The sequence below is a fragment of the Microbacterium sp. nov. GSS16 genome (assembly GCF_028198145.1).
GTDB lineage: Bacteria > Actinomycetota > Actinomycetes > Actinomycetales > Microbacteriaceae > Microbacterium.
On the sequence record NZ_CP116338.1, the window covers coordinates 2433939 to 2450362 of the forward strand.

The following is a 16424-nucleotide window of genomic DNA, read 5'->3' on the forward strand; positions in this document are numbered from 1 at the left end:
GGTGATGACAGCTCAGACCTTCACCCCGCGTTACGCCATCGTCACCGCCTCCGACTCGGGCATCGGCGCCGCGACGGCGCTGGCACTCGCCGACGCCGGCATGGATGTCGGCATCACCTGGCACAGCGATGAAGAAGGGGCCGAGCGCACCGCAGCAGGCGTGCGCGAGCGTGGTCGCAACGCGATCGTCACGCGGTTCGATGCGACCGAGCTCGACCACGTCGCCGGGGTGATCGATGATCTCGCGGAACGCCTCGGCGGACTCGACGTCTTCGTGAACAACGCCGGGGCGAGCGTGCCGCGTCCGTTCCTCGATGTGCCTCTGCGCGAATGGCGCGAGACGGTCGCGCTGAACCTCGACGGCGCGTTCGTCGGGATGCAGGCGGCGGCACGCCGCATGGTCGCCTCAGGGGCGGGCGGACGGATCGTCGCCGTCACGAGCGTGCACGCGCACCAGCCGCGAGTGGGATTGGCCGCCTACATCGCGGCGAAGCACGGCCTCTCGGGTCTGATCAAGACGATGGCGCAGGAGCTCGGCGTGCACGGGATCACGGCGAATGCCGTGGCGCCCGGCGAGATCGCCACGGCCGCGAGTGGACGCACATCGGAGGATGCCGATCGCACCCACCGACCCGGCGTGCCGCTGGGACGCCCGGGCAAGGCGGAGGAGGTCGCGGCCGTCATCGCCTTCCTCGCCTCGGCGGATGCGAGCTACGTCACGGGAGCGGACTGGAGCGTGGACGGTGGGATGCTGCAGATGGGCCCGCAGGCCGGATCGCACTTGACCGATGACGAATGGCGCAAGGGCTGAGGCGCCTCAGATGCGAAGAAGGCCCTCCGGAACCCGAGGGCCTTCTTCATGTCGGTGACCCCAGCGGGATTCGAACCCGCGTTACCGCCGTGAGAGGGCGGCGTACTAGGCCGCTATACGATGGGGCCGTCACTGCAACCGTTCAAGTATGCCATGACCGTTCCCGGCGATCCAAATCGGTGCGCCACCTGCTCAGGCGAGCATGTCCTTCACCATCGGCACGACCTTCTCGCCGTACAGGCCGATCGAATCCAGCATCGTGGCATGGGTGATGCCGCTCTGGTCGTACTTCAGATCGAAGCGGTCGACGTCCAGAGTGCGCAGCGTGCCGACGATCTTGCGAGCCACCGTCTCCGGGGATCCGATGTACAGCGCACCGCTCTCGATCTCCCGCTCGAAGTCGCCGACAGCGGGGGGCGGCCAGCCTCGCTCCCGACCGAGCCTCGTGCGCATGGCGAGCCAGCCGTCGTGGGTGAGCGCTCGAGCCTGTTCGTCGGTCTCAGCGACGAGGCCCGGTGAGTGCACGGCGACAGGCTGATGGGGCACTCCGAACTGATCCTGCGCCCGCGTGAACAGGTCGATGTACGGCGCGAAGCGCGCCGCCGGACCGCCGATGATCGCGAGGAAGAGTCCGAAGTTGTAGCGTGCGGTGCGGACGACCGAGTCGGGACTGCCACCCACCCCGACCCAGGTGCGCAGGCCGTTCGCCGTCGTCGGGAAGACCCGCTGATTCTCGAGCGGCGGACGCGTGCTGCCCTGCCAGGTCACCGGCTCCTCCTTCAGCAGCAGCGAGAGCAGGTCGAGACGCTCTTCGAACAGCTCCTCGTACTGACGCAGATCGAAGCCGAACAGCGGGAACGACTCGACGAACGACCCGCGTCCGGCGACGATCTCGGCCCTCCCGCTGGAGACGGCGTCGAGTGTGGAGAAGCGCTCGAATACGCGCACCGGATCGTCGGAGCTGAGCACGGTCACGGCCGAGCCGAGCCGGATGCGCTCGGTTCGCGCAGCGATGGCGGAGAGAACGATCTCGGGGCTCGAGACGGCGAAGTCGGGGCGGTGGTGCTCTCCCAGGCCGAAGAAGTCCAGTCCCGCCCGGTCGGCCAGCTCGGCCTCCTCGATGATGTCGCGGATCACCTGCGGATGCGGGACGGCTTCGCCGTCGGCGTCCTCGGTGACTCCCCCGAAGGTGTCGAGCCCGAATTCGATGTCAGTCATGCCGACAGGAACCGTCTGTCACGAAGATTCATTCCGGTGAATGCAATGTGCGGATATGCAGAAGGCCCTCCGAGATCTCGGAGGGCCTTCTGTGTCGCTGTGACCCCAGCGGGATTCGAACCCGCGTTACCGCCGTGAGAGGGCGGCGTACTAGGCCGCTATACGATGGGGCCGTTCGGCCCTGAGGGCCGATCTGGCAACCGTGCAAGTCTGTCACGCTGCGCGCCGACCGTCCAAATCGGCCCGCAGTCGTCCGCATCACGGGCGTGTCGCATCGGCCGACTTGCCCGGAGAGGACCGGCGGAGTTTACTTCGGTCATGCGCATCACGAAGTACGAACACGCAGCACTGCGCGTGGATGAGGCCAACGCGACCCTTCTGATCGATCCGGGTTCGTTCACCACCCCGCCCGACGATCTCAGCGGGATCGTGGCCGTTGTGATCACGCACGAGCATCCCGACCACTGGACCTCTTCCCACCTCGACCGGGTTCTTCGTGCCGCACCCGGCACGCCGATCTTCAGCACAGCAGGCGTAGCGGCCGCCGCGCCCGGTTACGAGATCACCGTCGTGTCGCCTGGTGACGAGGTGACGGTCGGCGGATTCACCCTGCAGTTCTTCGGGGGTCGGCATGCCGTGATCCACGAGAGCATGCCGGTGGTCGATAATCTCGCGGTGCTCGTCAACGACGAGCTGTACTATCCCGGAGACTCCTACGCGATCCCCGAGGGGATCGAGGTGCGCACCCTCGCTGCACCGCTCGGTGCTCCCTGGCTGAAGATCGGCGAGGCCATGGACTTCGTGCTCGCGGTCGCGCCGCGACGATGCTTCGGCACGCACGACATGACCCTGTCGACGGTCGGGCGCGACATGCACCGCCAGCGCCTGCAATGGGCTACCGAGCAGGGCGGCGGAACGTTCTTCGAGCTCGACCCGACCGAGAGCCTCGACGTCTGACTCCGGCCTTGGACGTTTGACGCAACGCCTCGACGTCTTCCGCAACGCCTCGACGTCTGGATCAGTGCCGCTCCGCCTTCACAGCCCGGCCTGAGCCGCCCGCCCCCGCAGATCGCGTGCAAGATCGTCACGCGACTCGATCACCAGGCGTCGGAGTGCGCCGGGCGCATCGGCGTTCTGATCCAGCCAGGCGTCGACGGCATCGGTGCTCTCGCTCGCGGGGAAGAGACCCAGCACGAGACGCTGCGCCAGCTCGATGCTGCGCTCGGCCCAGGCTCCCCGGATGCGCTCGAAGTACTGCGCGTCGAAACGGGCGATGAGATCGCGACGCCCACCGGCCCGGAATCCGGAGATCGTGGCGTCGAGGTGGTCGTTGCTCAGGTCGAGGTCGTTCCACGCCGACTCCCATGCCGCGGCGCGGGTCGACGCGTCGGGTCGGGACGCCAGTGCACGGATCTCGGCCGTGCGGCCGGCGGCCGTGTCGTCGGCGGCATGCTCGGCGGCGATCGCCTCGGCATCCGCAAGCCCTGTGGTCGCGAGCGCGGTGAGCAGAAGCCAGCGCAGGTCGGCGTCCATCGGCAGCCCCTGCGGTGCGTCTCCGTCGAGGATGGCGCGCACGTCGGCGGCCCGGGAATCGTCGAACGACGATGCGGCGGCGAAGGCCCGTGCCCATGCGAGCTGAGCGTCGCTGCCGGAGTCGGCGCTCTGCAGTGCCGCCCAGGTCGAGTCGACCCACGAACGGCGCTGCCGGGCGCGCTCGTCGTCGACGACGTAGTGCCCGATCGCGAACGCGGCGTTCAGCAGCGTCGCACTCAGCAGTGCGACGTTCGGCTCGGCGGGCGCGTGCGCCCGCACGATCTCGAGATAGCTGGTGGCGGCCAGCTCGCCGTCTCGTGTGGCGTTCCACAGTGACGACCAGATGAGGCCGCGGGCGAGGTCGTCCGACATGGTCGACAGCGACGCGGCGACCGTGCTGAGCGAGCGCTCGTCGAGTCGCACCTTGGCGTAGGTCAGGTCTTCGTCGTTGAGCAGGATGAGGTCGGCATCCGGGATCTGCACCTCGGTGCGCTCCTGGTCGACGGTCACCTCGATGCGCTCGCGCAGGGCGAGCGCGCCGTCGACGACGTCGTACAGCCCGACGCGCAGCCGGTGCGGGCGGGGGGCGACCTCCCCGCTGTCCTGCACGATGACGCGTCGCCCCTCGGCATCCGTCTCGAGCCACAGAGCCGAGACACCGCTGGTCTCGAGCCACGACCGCGACCAGTCGCGCAGGGGCTGGCCGGAGGCCGCCTCCAGCTGGTCGAGGAGGTCTCCCAGGGTCGTGTTGCCGAACGCGTGCGCGGCGAAGTAGCGGCGGGCGCCCTCGAAGAACGCCTCCTCTCCGACGAACGCCACCAGCTGCTTGAGCACGGAGGCGCCCTTCGCGTAGGTGATTCCGTCGAAGTTCAGCTTCGCCGCTTCGAGATCGGGGATGTCGGCGACGATGGGGTGGGTGGTGGGGAGCTGGTCCTGCCGGTACGCCCAGGTCTTGCGGCTGTTCGCGAACCGGGCCCACGCGTCGGTGAAGCGCGTGGCTGCGGCCGAGGCGTGAGTGCCCATGTAGTCGGCGAAGGACTCCTTGAGCCACAGGTCGTCCCACCAGCGCATGGTCACGAGGTCGCCGAACCACATGTGCGCCATCTCGTGCAGAATCGTGTTGGCGCGCGCGCCGCGCTGAGCGTCGGTCGCCGCTCCCCTGCTGATGTAGGCCTCGGTGAAGGTGACCAGACCCGGGTTCTCCATCGCACCGAGGTTGTACTCGGGCACGAAGATCTGGTCGTACTTGCCCCACGGATAGGGATACGCGAACACGTCGGTGAAGAAGTCGAGCCCCTGGCGGGTGACCTCGAGGATCTCGTCTGCTTCGAGGTGCTCGGCGAGGGACGCGCGACACAGCACGCCGAGGGTGATCCGCTGGTCGTCCCGCATCCACTCGCCGTCGATCCGGGCGTAGGGCCCGGCCGCGACCGACGTGATGAAGCTCGAGATGGGCAGCGTGGGGGCGAACTCGACCGTCTGCACGCCGATGCCGGAGACCACGTGCGCGGGCGACTGGTTCGACAGCACGTGCCAGCCGGCGGGAGCGACCACCCGGAAGGTGTAAGCGGCCTTGAGGTCGGGCTGCTCGAAGCACGCCATCACCCGGCGCGAGTCGGCCGGCTCGTACTGCGTGTAGAGATACGTCTCGCCGTCGACGGGGTCGTGGAAGCGGTGCATGCCCTCGCCCGAGCGACTGTACGCCGCGACAGCCTCTACGCGGACGACGTGCGAGCCGCCGAGGCCGTCGAGCTGGATGCGAGCGCCGTCCCAGCGCACCTCCCGCTCGTCACCATCGACGACGACTCGGTCGACGGATTCCCCGATGAAGTCCAGCCACGTCTCGGCCTCGGTGGCGTCGAAGGTGAGCGTCGTCACCGTGGGGAATCCGGTGCGAGCGCGTTCGGGCGCACCGGCGAGGTCGAGTTCGACGCGCACCTCGCGCAGCGCGATCGACGCTGCGCGACGGGAGGCCTCGTCGCGGGACAGGTTGGCAGAGCTCATTCCTCCATCGTGTCATGTCGCGGCAGCCGTCGCAGTGGCCTGCGCCGAGAGCGCAACCCCCTTTCCGTGCGGATCCAGTGACGCGAGCCTGGTTCGGGTACCCCACGTGAGAAGGAGTGAACATGACCGACGAGAACACCCCCGACCAGCTGACCTTCCAGAACCCCGTGGATCGTTTCCCCTCGATCACCCCGCCGAAGCAGGATCAGCCCGAGCCGGGCCTCGACGCCGAGCTGAAGCCGAAGGCCGACCGAGGAGAGCAGTCCTACCGCGGAACCGGGCGGCTCGAGGGGCGTCGTGCCCTGATCACCGGTTCCGACTCCGGGATCGGCGCGGCCGTGGCCATCGCGTTCGCCCGCGAAGGTGCCGACGTCGCGCTGTCGTACCTGCCGGAAGAGGAGGAGGACGCGCAGCATGTGAAGGCCGTGATTGAGGAATGCGGGCGTCGGGCGTTCCTCTTCCCGGGAGACCTCACCGACCGCGATTTCTGCGCCGAGCTCGTCGAGAAGGCGGTGCAGGCCCTCGGCGGCCTCGATGCCCTGGTGAACAACGCCGGCAAGCAGATCGCCGTCGAGGACATCGCCGACCTCAGCGACGAGCAGGTCACCGAGACGTTCACGACGAACATCGTCGCGATGTTCCGGATCTCGCAGGCGGCCCTGACGCACATGCCCGCCGGGTCCACGATCGTGAACACCACCTCGATCCAGGCGTACGAGCCTTCGCCGCACCTGCTGGATTACGCCTCGACCAAGGCCGCGATCAACAACTTCACGAAGGGTCTTGCGCAGCAGGTCGCGGGCAGGGGCATCCGTGTGAACGCGGTCGCGCCCGGTCCGATCTGGACGCCCCTGCAGGTCTCGGACGGCCAGCCGAAGGACGCGCTGCCGGAGTTCGGCAAGAGCACTCCGCTCGGTCGCGCCGGTCAGCCCACCGAGCTCGCCCCGGCCTACGTGTTCCTCACCTCGCCGGAGTCGAGCTACGTGCTGGCCGAGACCCTGAACGTGAACGGCGGCATGCCCACGCCGTGAGCACGCGCGATGTCGCCGGTGCGGATCACGCCGTGGTGCGCACCGGCGCCTTCGCGAGCGCCTGCTCGAGGTCGGCGAGCAGGTCGTCGACGTTCTCGAGCCCGATGGACAGCCGCACGACATCGGCCCCCGGTCGTGCCTCCGGTGCGACCGGACGATGGGTGAGCGCGGCCGGATGCTGGATCAGCGAGTCCACGCCGCCGAGGGACACCGCGTGGGTGAACAGGCGCACGGCTCCGGTGAGCGCCTCCGCCGCGGCGTAACCGCCGGCGAGGCGGATGGCGATCATCGCTCCCCCACCGCGCATCTGCCGTCCGATCAGCCCCCGCTCGTCGCCGAACTCCGGGTACAGCACCTCGCTGACGGCCGGATTCTGCTGCAGGGCGTGAGCGAGCGAGCGGGCGGTGCTCTGCTGCGCGTGGATGCGCATGGGCAGTGTGGCGAGGCCTCGATGCAGCAGATACGCGCCGAGCGGATGCAGCAGCGCGCCCGTGATCGCGCGCACTCGCCGCAGCGCCTGAGCGGTCTGCTCGCTGCACGAGATCACGCCGGCGATGACATCGCCGTGACCGCCGATGTACTTCGTCGCGCTGTGCATCGACATGGTCGCGCCGAGGTCGAGCGGGTTCTGCAGCAGCGGGGTAGCGAACGTGTTGTCGACGAGTACGGGGACGCCGCCCGACTGCGCCACGACGGCGGCGATGTCGACGAGGTCCAGCGTCGGGTTCGCAGGCGTCTCGAGCACGATCATGCCGGTGTCCTGGCGGATGCTCGCCGACACCTCGTGCTCGTCGCAGAAGGTGACCTCGGCCCCCAGCAGGCCCGAGTCGAGCAGATGATCGGTGCCGCCGTACAGGGGCCGCACCGCGACGATGTGGCGCTTGCCGACGGCGGTCGTGTGAGCGAGGATCGCGGCGGTCATGGCCGCCATCCCCGAGCCGAAGGCGACGGATGCCTCGGAGTGCTCGAGCTCGGACAGCGCCTCCTCGAAGCGCGCCACCGTGGGGTTCCACAGCCGGGCGTACACGTTGCCGCCGTCGGGCAGCGGATGGCCGCCGGTCGCCATCGACTCGTACGAGTCGCCGCCGTGCAGGATGTCGGGCAGCGGGTTCGTCGACGACAGGTCGATGGGCGCGGCGTGGACGCCGAGGGCGCCGAAGTCGGCGCGGCCTGCGTGGACGGCAACGGTGTCGGGGTGCAGCGGCATGTCGGGCATGCCGTAGATCCTGCTCTCATCTCGCATCCCAGTCCAGCCTCATTGTCGAAGAATGACACCGAACACGCGTATGTTGTTCGCAGAGCAATTCGCCGTGAGACTCAGGAGCACAAGTTGGCGGCAGCACAGCACGGCCTCGTCGACGAGCTCGACCTGCGCATTCTGGCGGCGCTGATCGAGGCCCCCGACGCCCCGATCAAAGAGCTCGCGCTGGAGCTGGGCATCCCCGCATCCACCTGCGCCTTCCGGCTGCGTACCCTGCGCAGTCGCGGAGTGATCACGGGCTCACGCCTCGAGATCGATCCGGCGAGTGTCGGCGCTCCGGTGCAGGCCATGATCCGCGTGCGCCTCGGCACCCACAGCAGGGACGGCGTGGAGGCGCTCTTCGACGCCCTCGCGACGACCCGGGGTGTGCTGCAGGTCTTCCACATCGCCGGGGCCGACGACTTCCTCGTGCACGTGGCCGTGGCCGATGCCGCCGCGCTGCGCGACATCGTGCTCGAGCGCATCACGGTGCACGACATCGTGCGGGCGACCGAGACGCAGCTGGTCTTCGAGCTGCGCGAGGGTGCGGGCGTCCTACCGCGTCGGTGAGCTCAGCGCTCCGCCGCGATCTCGTCGGGACGATCTGCGACGGGCTCTCCGGCGAAGCGACGGGTGCTGAGCCACAGGATCACGCCCACGGCCAGCAGGATCGCCGCGAAGAGCCAGACGATCGGGCGCTGCTGGCTCAGCAGCACCAGGCACGAGATCACGCCGAGCACCGGCACGAACGTCCACACCCGGAAGTGCTCGTGCTGCACCCTATCACGGCGCAGCACCAGAACCGACACGTTGGCGCTGATGAAGACCAGCAGCAGAAGCAGCACGACGGTCTCGGCGAGAGTCGCGAGGTCGCCGACCAGCGTCAGCAGCATCGCCACCACGGTCGTCGATGCGATCGCCACCCACGGGGTGCGCCGCCGCGGCAGCACCCGCCCCAGCGGTGCGGGGAGCAGACCCTGCTCGGCCATGCCGAACGCGAGCCGGCTGGCCATGATCATCGTCAGCAGAGCACCGTTGGCGACGGCGATCAGAGCGATGAGGCTGAACAGCCACGACGGCACGCTGACCCCGGTCGCCTCGACGACCGCCAGCAGGGGACCCGTCGACTTCTGCAGCTCGTCGGTCGGCAGGGCTGCAGCACTCGCGACGCCCACAAGCACGTAGACCACACCGGCGGTGACCAGGGCGCCGAACAGCGCCCGCGGATACACCCGACTGGGCCGCTTCACCTCTTCGATCACGTTCGCCGAGGTCTCGAACCCCACGAACGAGTAGTAGGCGACGATCGCGCCGCCCAGCACCGCGCCGGCGACGCCGACCCCCTCGGGCAGCTCGGTCGCTCGGCCGAGGTCTCCCCCACCCCCTCCGACGTATATGGCCACGACGACGATCACGATCACGAGTCCGGAGAGCTCGATGGCCGTCATCACGAGATTCGTGCCCATGGATTCGCGGATGCCTCTCGCGTTGAGCAGTCCCACGAGAACGAGGAACACCATCGCCGCAGGGATCACCGGCACGTCGATGAAGGTGGCCAGGTAGTCGCCCGAGAACGCGATGGCGAGGCCCGCCGCGCTCACCACGCCGGCCGCGAGCATGCTGAACCCGACCAGGAACGACAGCAGGGGGCTGCGGAACGCGCGCTCGGCGAACACGGCCGCTCCCCCGGCCCGCGGATACTTGGTCACCAGCTCGGCGTACGAGCCCGCGGTGAGCAGCGCCAGCAGCAGCGCGACGATCAGGGGTGCCCACAGCATGCCGCCCGCGCTCTCGGACAGCACACCCATGAGGGCGTAGATCCCCGCGCCCAGCACATCGCCGAGGATGAAGGCGAACAGCATCGGGCCGCTGATCGCGCGGCGCAGGCGGGGAGAGCTCTCGGTGGTGTCCATCCCCCGACGCTACGGAGAGTGCGCCGCCGGCGCACCCCCTTGACACCTGCTCGGCTGCACCGATAGCCGCACGGGCGGCCGGGGCTCAGGCCGTCGCGTCGGCCTCGCGACGAGGCAGCACCCAGCCCGCACGCGGGAAGTGGCACGTGTAGCCGTTCGGGTACCGCACGAGGTAGTCCTGATGCTCGGGCTCGGCCTCCCAGAACGGCGCGGCGGGCTCAATGGTCGTGACGGCTGGGCCCGGCCATAGACCCGAGGCATCGACATCCGCGATGGTCTCGCGCGCCACGCGCTCTTGTTCGGCGTCGAGGGGGAAGATCGCCGAGCGATAGCTGGTGCCGATGTCGTTGCCCTGGCGGTTCAGGGTCGAGGGGTCGTGGATCTGGAAGAAGAAGGCCAGGATGTCGCGATACGTGGTCTGCGCAGGGTCGTAGACGATCTCGAGCGCCTCTGCGTGACCGGGGTGGTTGCGATAGGTGGCGTGATCGTTCTCACCGCCGGTGTACCCGACCCGCGTGGCGAGAACACCGGGCTGGCGACGCACCAGATCCTCACATACCCCAGAAACAGCCGCCCGCGAGCACCGCCGTCTCAGCGCCGTCGCGGCGGGTGATCTCTCCGGTGTCGCTGGTTCCGCTGGTCATGCTCGTCTCCTCTTGATCGAATCCGGATGCCCGGGTCTTCCATTCTGCCCTCGTCGGGCCTGCCGAGGGCCGGTCTCGGCGCCGACTGCCCGGGAATGCAGGGCTCGGCGTCTAGGTTGGTGCTGAGAGCCGCACGGCGGCGGGTCCCGGCATCCGAGGAGAGAAATGCGCCCCTATCTCGACAAGTCCGCTCCCGAGGTCTGGAAGGCCGCGGGCGACTACTCTCGCGCTGTGGCAGGCGAAGCCGAGCGCCGCGGCCTGACGCTGCAGGAGAGCGAGTTCATCAAGATCCGCACCTCTCAGCTGAACGCCTGCGCGTTCTGCCTCGATCTGCACACGCGCGAGGCCCGAAGCGCCGGAATCCCGCAGCAGAAGATCGATCTTCTGCCGGCATGGCGTGACACGAGCCTCTTCTCTGAGCGAGAGAACGCGGTGCTGGCGATCGCGGAGGCTGCGACCCGTCTGCCGCTCACGGAGGAGTCGAAGGCCGATCTGTCAGGTGCTCATGCCGTTCTCGGCGACGAGGCGTTCGCCGCCGCGGAATGGGTTGCGCTGACCATCAACATGTTCAACAGGATCTCGATCCTCAGCGAGCATCCGGTGCGCCCACGCAACGACAACGGAAAGGTGCTGTCATGACCGAGGAGCGATTTGAAGTCCGCGAGGTTCCCGACCAGTCGCACTACGTGCTGATCGACCGCGGGCCGGACGGCACGCTGTCGGATGAGATCGGCGAGGTGTCGTACGCCGACGTGGGCGACGAGCGGGTGCTGTACCACACCGGCGTCTCTGAGGCGTACAGCGGGAAGGGGCTGGGGTCGAAGCTGGTGCGCGCCGTCGTCGACGACATCGTAGCCGCCGGCAAACGCATCGTCCCGGTCTGCCCCTATGTCGCGGCGTGGCTTCCCAAGCATCCGCAGTACGCCGATCACGTCGTCGAGCGCCGCAGCGAGCACGGCGCGGCGGTCAAGGCTCTGACCGACTGAGAGGCATGATCATGATCATCGCCGCGCTCGTCCTCGCCGCTCTGGCGGCGCTGCTGCACGTCTACATCTTCTACATGGAGTCGATCGCGTGGACCAGTCCACGGGTGCGCTCGACCTTCGGCACCTCGCTGGAGGAGGCGCAGGCGACGAAGGAGATGGCGTACAACCAGGGGTTCTACAACCTGTTCCTCGCGCTGATCACCGCGATCGGCATCGCGCTCATCGTCAACGGAGCCGCAGACGCGGGAGCCGCGCTCGTCTACGCCGGTGCCGGCTCGATGGCCGCCGCCGCGACGGTGCTCTTCGCCTCCAGCAGTGACAAGCGCGGCGCCGCGCTGACGCAGGGCGTGCTGCCGCTGCTGACCGTCATCTCCCTGACGATCGGTCTCGCGCTGCGGGGTTGAGCTACTCGCGCGGGCGCAGCCGCACCGTCGGCAGCGGCGGAGCCGGCAGCGGGGCGAGCTGACCGTCGGGATAGGGACCGAACAGCGCAGGCTTCCCCATATCGCGCGGGTCGGCGCTCTCGAACCCGAGCTCCGCCTGGTAGCGCCGGCGGAACTCCTCGATCTCGTCGTGGCTGCGCCCGATGAAGTTCCACCACATCACGATCTGCTCGCCCAGCGGCACGCCGCCCAGCAGGATCACGCGCGCGCCCTCGGGTCCCGCGGTGATCTGCATCGTGTCAGCGCCGGTGGGCACGTAGCCGAGCTCGCGATGCTGCACTGCGGCGTCGTTGACGGCGATGGATCCGGTCTCGGCGAGGGCCGCGTGCTCGAAGTCGCGACGAACCGGCAGCGTGACACTCGCGCCGGGTTCGAGAAGAAGCTCGGCACCGAGCATGTCCGGGGTTCGTGTGTCGACCGGCGAGATGGAGCCGAGCAGCGAGCCGATGAACACCCGGATGCTCGCGCCGGGCCGTTCGACGCACTCGGGCACGTAGTGCGCGAAGCCGTGCTCGGAGAACCTGGTGGCATCCGGGAGGGCATACCAGAGCTGCACTCCGTGCAGCACCGTCGTCTCGGGGGTGCTGATCTCCTGATGGGTGATCCCCTGACCCGCGATCATGAGGTTGAGCTCACCCGGGAGCACCGCTGCCGCGACGCCGTTCGAGTCGAGGTGGTCGATGCGCCCGGTGAAGAGCCACGACACCGTGGCGAGTCCGGTGTGCGGATGCCGCGGCACCTTCATGCCGCCTGTCTCGGCGACGTCATCCGGGCCGTAGTGATCGAGAAAGCACCACGCGCCGACGAGCGAGCGGCGCTTCTGCGGAAGGGTGCGGTAGACCGTCATCGCCCGGATGCCGCCGAGCGGCACCTCACGAGGTGTGAGCACCTCCACCGCGGTGCACGGCTCGCCCGGGTCGAGAACGCTCAGCGGCGGGTTCTTCTCGAGGTTGGTCATCGCGGCTCCTGAGTCTGTTGCGACTGCGTGCGGGATGCAGTCAGCGTAGCCGCGATCCACATGAATGGGTCCCTGGGCGGTGCAGCCGCGACGGCGGCACATCGGATGCCGCGAGGTCAACCCCCTCCTCGGCGCAGGGCTCAGCGCCGACTCTGGGGAGATGACGTGGGCATGATCCGCCCACCAGACGTCAGGAGGCGAGATGAGCACACCCAATTCGGATCCTCGTGACCGCGAAGCCGCAGCCGTGTCCGCCGAGCGAGGACCCACCCAGCGCGAAGAGGCGCTGGAGCGGGAGCAGGAGCGGTTCGGCGGCTTCAAGTGGGGATCGGCCTTCTTCGGCTGGCTCACGGCGACCGGCACGGCGGTTCTGCTGACGGCGCTTCTGGGTGCGGTCGGGGCCGGCCTCGGTCTCGGTGTCACCGAGGGCGACGTCGAAGACGCCGCGCAGGAGATCGGGGCGAATGCTCAGACGGTCACCATCATCGGCGCGATCGCCCTGGCCGTCCTGCTGTTCATCGCCTACTACTGCGGCGGCTACGTCGCCGGTCGGATGGCACGGTTCTCCGGGGCGAAGCAGGGCCTGGCCGTCTGGATCTGGGCCATCGTCATCGCGATCGTGGTGGCCGTCATCGCCGCGGTGGCCGGTTCGCAGTTCAATGTGCTCGGTCAGCTGAACAGCTTCCCCCGCATCCCCGTGGATGAGGGCAGCCTGACTGTCACCGGCATCGTCACCGCGATCGTCGTGGCTCTGGTCAGTCTGGGCGGCGCGATCCTCGGCGGCATCGGCGGAATGCGCTACCACCGCCGGGTCGACCGCGTAGGACTCGGACGCTGAACCGCCGGCGACAGAGAGAGGACAACCCATGATCGAGGCACACAGGATCAACAGCCTGTTCGACGCGGACGTCGTCGACGCAGACGGATCGAGGATCGGCACGGTGAAGCATGTGTACGTCGATCCGGAAGGCGGTCAGCCGCTGTTCGCCGGTGTCGCCACCGGCTGGTTCGGCAGATCGGAGTCGTTCGTGCCGCTGCGCGACGCCGACTTCGACGGCGAGACGCTGCACGTGCAGCACGATAAGGACACGGTCAAGCACGCGCCCCGCATCGATGCCGACGGTGCTCTGACCGACGACGACATCGATCGCATCCACGACTACTACGACGACAGCGACTCCGACACGCGCGATGCCGCCTCGGTCGAGTCCGCCGCTGTGGACCAGCGACCCGCGCGCAAGCGGATCCGCGTGCACAGGTACGTCATCACGGACCAGCGGACGGCCACCGCTTCTGCCACGCAGCACGACGCAGCGTCGGATCGTGGCCGGGTCGTCGACGAGACACGGTACGAGACGGTCGAGGACCCGGGTCCGGACCGGCTCGACGAATCGCGAGTGAGCGCAGCGGACGAGTCGCGCGATCGCGGAGGCGACGAGCTGCGGCGCCATCGCGAGTGAGCGCGACGGCGCCGCAGGGCGACTCGGCATATCGCTGTCAGTCGTCGATGTCGCTGAGCAGGTCTTTCAGAGCCTTCTCGATCGACGTGTGATCGTACTTGCCCGCCCTGCTCTCGGCCGAGATCACCGCGCACCGGTGCAGACGGCGGAAGTCGCCGTACGGAAAGCTGTACCGGCCCTTCGTGCCCTCGGTGGCGCTGGTGTCCTCGCCCAGATGCCAGAGCGCGAACTCGTCCATGCCGCGCTTGTCGATGAACGCGTTCTCATCGTCCGTGCTCGGCGCATGCTCGCTCCAGTCGTCGCGTTGGTCTCGGACGACGTCGCCCTTGCGCAGCAGTCCTCGGGCGTGCTCGAGAGCCTTCTTGTTCAGCTGGGTGGCCATGGTCTTCTCCCCTTCGCTCGTGCGTGCCTGCTCCACATTGCGACAGCGGGGCGGCGACCCGAAGGCCCTGGCGGGTGCGGAGGACGGATGCTAGGCACGCGGCGCGCATTCGATCCGATCCGGTTCTGACTCCGAACCACTCATCAAGCGGCCCTCGGGGCCGATCGGAGGATCGGGGAGCAATGTCGAAGCAGAATCGTCAGGGCACGTTCATCGTCTTCGCCGCGATCGCGGGAGTGGTCAGTGGTCTGGTGTTCCTCGCGGCGGCAGAGCTGTCGGCGCTGCTGGTCGCCAGGGATGCGAGTCCGGTGCTGGCGGTGGGCTCGTTCGTCATCGACGTCGTGCCGCAGCCGCTGAAGGAGTTCGCCATCTCGACGTTCGGGGAGTTCGACAAGATCGCGCTGCTGATCGGACTGGGACTCGCAGTGGTCATCGCATCGTCCGTGGCCGGCATCCTGCAGCTCGTCCGGCCCCCTCTCGGCGTGATCGCACTCGGCATCGCCGGGACGCTGTCGGTGGCCGCGACCACGACGCGCGCGGGAGTCACCCCGCTCGCGTTCCTCCCGCCGGTGATCGGCGCGGTCGCGGGATGCGTCGCTCTCATCTTCCTCTGCAAGCGGCTCATATCCTGGCAGCGTGCGGCCGTCGCCCCCGAGGCAGGAGCCGCCCCAGCAGACGGTGTGACCATCGACAGGCGACGGTTCTTCGCTCTCGCCGGGATCGCCGGGGCATCCGCGCTGATCGTCGGGATCACGGCCCGCGCAGTGAACGCGGCGACCGCATCCGTCGCGGCGATCCGCAAGGGGCTTCGCCTGCCTGCACCCCGATCCTCGGTGACGATCCCCGAGGGAGCCGAGCTCGAGGTCCCCGGGATCACACCGCTGTTCACCCCCAACTCGGACTTCTACCGGGTCGACACCGCCCTCACCGTGCCCACAGTGGACCCGGCCACGTGGCGGCTGGTGATCGACGGCATGGTCGACAAGCGGGTCGAACTCACGTTCGACCAGCTGGTGGAGGTGGGGCTGGACGAGTACGCGATCACCCTGACCTGCGTGTCGAACGTGGTCGGTGGCGAACTGGTCGGGAATGCGATGTGGCTCGGGGTGCCGATCCGCGATGTGCTGCAGCTGGCCGGCCCGCATACCGACGCCGACATGGTGCTCTCCCGCAGCGTCGACGGCTACACCGCGAGCACGCCTCTGTCGGCGCTCACCGACGAGGGGCTCGACGCGATCTTCGCCGTCGGCATGAACGGTGAGCCGCTGCCGCTCGAGCACGGATTCCCGGTCCGCATGGTGGTGCCCGGACTGTACGGATATGTCTCGGCGACGAAATGGGTGACCGAGCTCAAGGTCACGACGTTCGAGAAGGACGAGGCGTACTGGACGCCGCGCGGCTACAGCGCAGAGGCGCCCATCAAGTTCTCGTCGCGCATCGACACGCCGAAGATCGGCAAGCGCGTCGCCGCCGGACGCATCCCGATCGCCGGTGTGGCGTGGGCGCAGACCGTGGGCATCGAGGCCGTCGAAGTGCGCATCGACGACGGCGATTGGCAGCGAGCGGACCTGTCGACCCCGATCAACACCGACACCTGGGTGCAGTGGATGCTGGAGTGGGATGCCACCCCGGGAACCCACTACGTCACCGTGCGTGCCATCAACAAGGACGGCGAGATGCAGGTCGAGGAGAGCGCGCCGATCGCGCCGGACGGATCCACAGGCTGGCAGCGATCCCTGATCGCCGTGAGCTGAGACTCGCGCGTCGGAGAAACAGAGAACCCCCGCCTGAGCGGGGGTTT

General features: G+C 68.5%; 16 protein-coding genes, 2 tRNA genes and 1 pseudogene. 10 read left to right on the forward strand and 9 right to left on the reverse strand.

Features of this window, described 5'->3' with window-relative positions; all coding sequences use genetic code 11:
* Positions 1 to 4: 4 nt before the first annotated feature.
* Positions 5 to 811: an SDR family oxidoreductase gene (locus tag PGB26_RS11620; RefSeq protein ID WP_271637774.1), complete on the forward strand. Its 807-nt coding sequence runs from the start codon at positions 5 to 7 to the stop codon at positions 809 to 811.
* Between the two features lie 55 nt (positions 812 to 866).
* Here the strand turns inward: PGB26_RS11620 and PGB26_RS11625 are convergent.
* The 3 genes from PGB26_RS11625 to PGB26_RS11635 all read right to left on the reverse strand — a co-directional run bounded on the left by PGB26_RS11625 (position 867) and on the right by PGB26_RS11635 (position 2202).
* Positions 867 to 939, reverse strand: a tRNA-Glu gene (locus PGB26_RS11625).
* Between the two features lie 64 nt (positions 940 to 1003).
* The gene (locus PGB26_RS11630; RefSeq protein WP_271637775.1) at positions 1004 to 2029 is read right to left on the reverse strand and encodes an Atu2307/SP_0267 family LLM class monooxygenase; all 1026 of its coding nucleotides are present in this window, start codon (positions 2027 to 2029) and stop codon (positions 1004 to 1006) included.
* Between the two features lie 100 nt (positions 2030 to 2129).
* Positions 2130 to 2202: transfer RNA gene (locus tag PGB26_RS11635), tRNA-Glu, on the reverse strand.
* Positions 2203 to 2347: 145 nt separating this feature from the next.
* Between PGB26_RS11635 and PGB26_RS11640 the strand changes: the two genes are divergently transcribed.
* Positions 2348 to 2986 (forward strand): MBL fold metallo-hydrolase, encoded by a 639-nt coding sequence (locus PGB26_RS11640; RefSeq protein WP_271637776.1) that lies wholly within the window; start codon positions 2348 to 2350, stop codon positions 2984 to 2986.
* Between the two features lie 78 nt (positions 2987 to 3064).
* On the opposite strand, the gene pepN is transcribed toward PGB26_RS11640, so the two are convergent.
* Positions 3065 to 5566 carry an aminopeptidase N gene (gene pepN, locus PGB26_RS11645; protein WP_271637777.1) on the reverse strand — a complete coding sequence of 834 codons (2502 nt, stop codon included), beginning with the start codon at positions 5564 to 5566 and terminating at the stop codon, positions 3065 to 3067.
* 122 nt (positions 5567 to 5688) lie between these two features.
* On the opposite strand from pepN, the gene PGB26_RS11650 reads away from it, so the two are divergent.
* Positions 5689 to 6597 carry an SDR family oxidoreductase gene (locus tag PGB26_RS11650; RefSeq protein ID WP_271637778.1) on the forward strand — a complete coding sequence of 303 codons (909 nt, stop codon included), beginning with the start codon at positions 5689 to 5691 and terminating at the stop codon, positions 6595 to 6597.
* Positions 6598 to 6622: 25 nt separating this feature from the next.
* On the opposite strand, the gene PGB26_RS11655 is transcribed toward PGB26_RS11650, so the two are convergent.
* Positions 6623 to 7813 (reverse strand): trans-sulfuration enzyme family protein, encoded by a 1191-nt coding sequence (locus PGB26_RS11655; RefSeq protein WP_271637779.1) that lies wholly within the window; start codon positions 7811 to 7813, stop codon positions 6623 to 6625.
* 114 nt (positions 7814 to 7927) lie between these two features.
* Between PGB26_RS11655 and PGB26_RS11660 the strand changes: the two genes are divergently transcribed.
* A complete protein-coding gene (locus tag PGB26_RS11660; RefSeq protein ID WP_271637780.1) occupies positions 7928 to 8407 on the forward strand; it encodes an Lrp/AsnC family transcriptional regulator in 480 nt (159 codons plus the stop codon).
* A gap of 2 nt (positions 8408 to 8409) precedes the next feature.
* Here the strand turns inward: PGB26_RS11660 and PGB26_RS11665 are convergent, their stop codons facing one another.
* Both PGB26_RS11665 and msrA read right to left on the reverse strand, forming a co-directional pair.
* Positions 8410 to 9750, reverse strand: coding sequence for an APC family permease (locus PGB26_RS11665; protein ID WP_271637781.1), 1341 nt, complete (start codon positions 9748 to 9750; stop codon positions 8410 to 8412).
* A gap of 85 nt (positions 9751 to 9835) precedes the next feature.
* A pseudogene (gene msrA, locus PGB26_RS11670) lies at positions 9836 to 10394 on the reverse strand (peptide-methionine (S)-S-oxide reductase MsrA).
* 165 nt (positions 10395 to 10559) lie between these two features.
* Between msrA and PGB26_RS11675 the strand changes: the two are divergent.
* Genes PGB26_RS11675 through PGB26_RS11685 form a run of 3 tightly spaced genes read left to right on the forward strand, consistent with a single transcriptional unit; the run spans position 10560 to position 11784 of the window.
* Positions 10560 to 11033 (forward strand): carboxymuconolactone decarboxylase family protein, encoded by a 474-nt coding sequence (locus PGB26_RS11675; RefSeq protein WP_271637782.1) that lies wholly within the window; start codon positions 10560 to 10562, stop codon positions 11031 to 11033.
* Positions 11030 to 11380, forward strand: coding sequence for a GNAT family N-acetyltransferase (locus tag PGB26_RS11680; protein ID WP_271637784.1), 351 nt, complete (start codon positions 11030 to 11032; stop codon positions 11378 to 11380). Before PGB26_RS11675 ends, PGB26_RS11680 begins: the two co-directional genes overlap by 4 nt.
* A gap of 11 nt (positions 11381 to 11391) precedes the next feature.
* Positions 11392 to 11784 carry a DUF1304 domain-containing protein gene (locus PGB26_RS11685; protein ID WP_271639657.1) on the forward strand — a complete coding sequence of 131 codons (393 nt, stop codon included), beginning with the start codon at positions 11392 to 11394 and terminating at the stop codon, positions 11782 to 11784.
* A 1-nt stretch (position 11785) separates the two neighbouring features.
* Here the strand turns inward: PGB26_RS11685 and PGB26_RS11690 are convergent, their stop codons facing one another.
* Positions 11786 to 12781, reverse strand: coding sequence for a pirin family protein (locus PGB26_RS11690; RefSeq protein ID WP_271637785.1), 996 nt, complete (start codon positions 12779 to 12781; stop codon positions 11786 to 11788).
* A gap of 202 nt (positions 12782 to 12983) precedes the next feature.
* On the opposite strand from PGB26_RS11690, the gene PGB26_RS11695 reads away from it, so the two are divergent.
* Together PGB26_RS11695 and PGB26_RS11700 are read left to right on the forward strand one after the other, a co-directional pair.
* The gene (locus tag PGB26_RS11695; protein WP_271637786.1) at positions 12984 to 13619 is read left to right on the forward strand and encodes a hypothetical protein; all 636 of its coding nucleotides are present in this window, start codon (positions 12984 to 12986) and stop codon (positions 13617 to 13619) included.
* Between the two features lie 28 nt (positions 13620 to 13647).
* On the forward strand, positions 13648 to 14241 hold the full coding sequence (locus tag PGB26_RS11700; protein ID WP_271637787.1) for a PRC-barrel domain-containing protein: 594 nt from the start codon (positions 13648 to 13650) through the stop codon (positions 14239 to 14241).
* A 37-nt stretch (positions 14242 to 14278) separates the two neighbouring features.
* Here PGB26_RS11700 and PGB26_RS11705 read toward each other — a convergent pair whose 3' ends face one another.
* Positions 14279 to 14623 (reverse strand): hypothetical protein, encoded by a 345-nt coding sequence (locus PGB26_RS11705; protein WP_271637788.1) that lies wholly within the window; start codon positions 14621 to 14623, stop codon positions 14279 to 14281.
* A gap of 182 nt (positions 14624 to 14805) precedes the next feature.
* Between PGB26_RS11705 and PGB26_RS11710 the strand changes: the two genes are divergently transcribed.
* On the forward strand, positions 14806 to 16377 hold the full coding sequence (locus PGB26_RS11710; RefSeq protein WP_271637789.1) for a molybdopterin-dependent oxidoreductase: 1572 nt from the start codon (positions 14806 to 14808) through the stop codon (positions 16375 to 16377).
* Positions 16378 to 16424: the final 47 nt, after the last annotated feature.

What these genes read in the sequence shown, in the direction of transcription:
- PGB26_RS11620 (WP_271637774.1), top strand. Translation starts at nt 5, where the DNA reads ATGACAGCTCAGACCTTCACCCCGCGTTACGCCATCGTCACCGCCTCC.
- PGB26_RS11630 (WP_271637775.1), bottom strand. Translation starts at nt 2,029, where the DNA reads ATGACTGACATCGAATTCGGGCTCGACACCTTCGGGGGAGTCACCGAG.
- PGB26_RS11640 (WP_271637776.1), top strand. Translation starts at nt 2,348, where the DNA reads ATGCGCATCACGAAGTACGAACACGCAGCACTGCGCGTGGATGAGGCC.
- pepN (WP_271637777.1), bottom strand. Translation starts at nt 5,566, where the DNA reads ATGAGCTCTGCCAACCTGTCCCGCGACGAGGCCTCCCGTCGCGCAGCG.
- PGB26_RS11650 (WP_271637778.1), top strand. Translation starts at nt 5,689, where the DNA reads ATGACCGACGAGAACACCCCCGACCAGCTGACCTTCCAGAACCCCGTG.
- PGB26_RS11655 (WP_271637779.1), bottom strand. Translation starts at nt 7,813, where the DNA reads ATGCCCGACATGCCGCTGCACCCCGACACCGTTGCCGTCCACGCAGGC.
- PGB26_RS11665 (WP_271637781.1), bottom strand. Translation starts at nt 9,750, where the DNA reads ATGGACACCACCGAGAGCTCTCCCCGCCTGCGCCGCGCGATCAGCGGC.
- PGB26_RS11675 (WP_271637782.1), top strand. Translation starts at nt 10,560, where the DNA reads ATGCGCCCCTATCTCGACAAGTCCGCTCCCGAGGTCTGGAAGGCCGCG.
- PGB26_RS11680 (WP_271637784.1), top strand. Translation starts at nt 11,030, where the DNA reads ATGACCGAGGAGCGATTTGAAGTCCGCGAGGTTCCCGACCAGTCGCAC.
- PGB26_RS11685 (WP_271639657.1), top strand. Translation starts at nt 11,392, where the DNA reads ATGATCATCGCCGCGCTCGTCCTCGCCGCTCTGGCGGCGCTGCTGCAC.
- PGB26_RS11690 (WP_271637785.1), bottom strand. Translation starts at nt 12,781, where the DNA reads ATGACCAACCTCGAGAAGAACCCGCCGCTGAGCGTTCTCGACCCGGGC.
- PGB26_RS11695 (WP_271637786.1), top strand. Translation starts at nt 12,984, where the DNA reads ATGAGCACACCCAATTCGGATCCTCGTGACCGCGAAGCCGCAGCCGTG.
- PGB26_RS11700 (WP_271637787.1), top strand. Translation starts at nt 13,648, where the DNA reads ATGATCGAGGCACACAGGATCAACAGCCTGTTCGACGCGGACGTCGTC.
- PGB26_RS11705 (WP_271637788.1), bottom strand. Translation starts at nt 14,623, where the DNA reads ATGGCCACCCAGCTGAACAAGAAGGCTCTCGAGCACGCCCGAGGACTG.
- PGB26_RS11710 (WP_271637789.1), top strand. Translation starts at nt 14,806, where the DNA reads ATGTCGAAGCAGAATCGTCAGGGCACGTTCATCGTCTTCGCCGCGATC.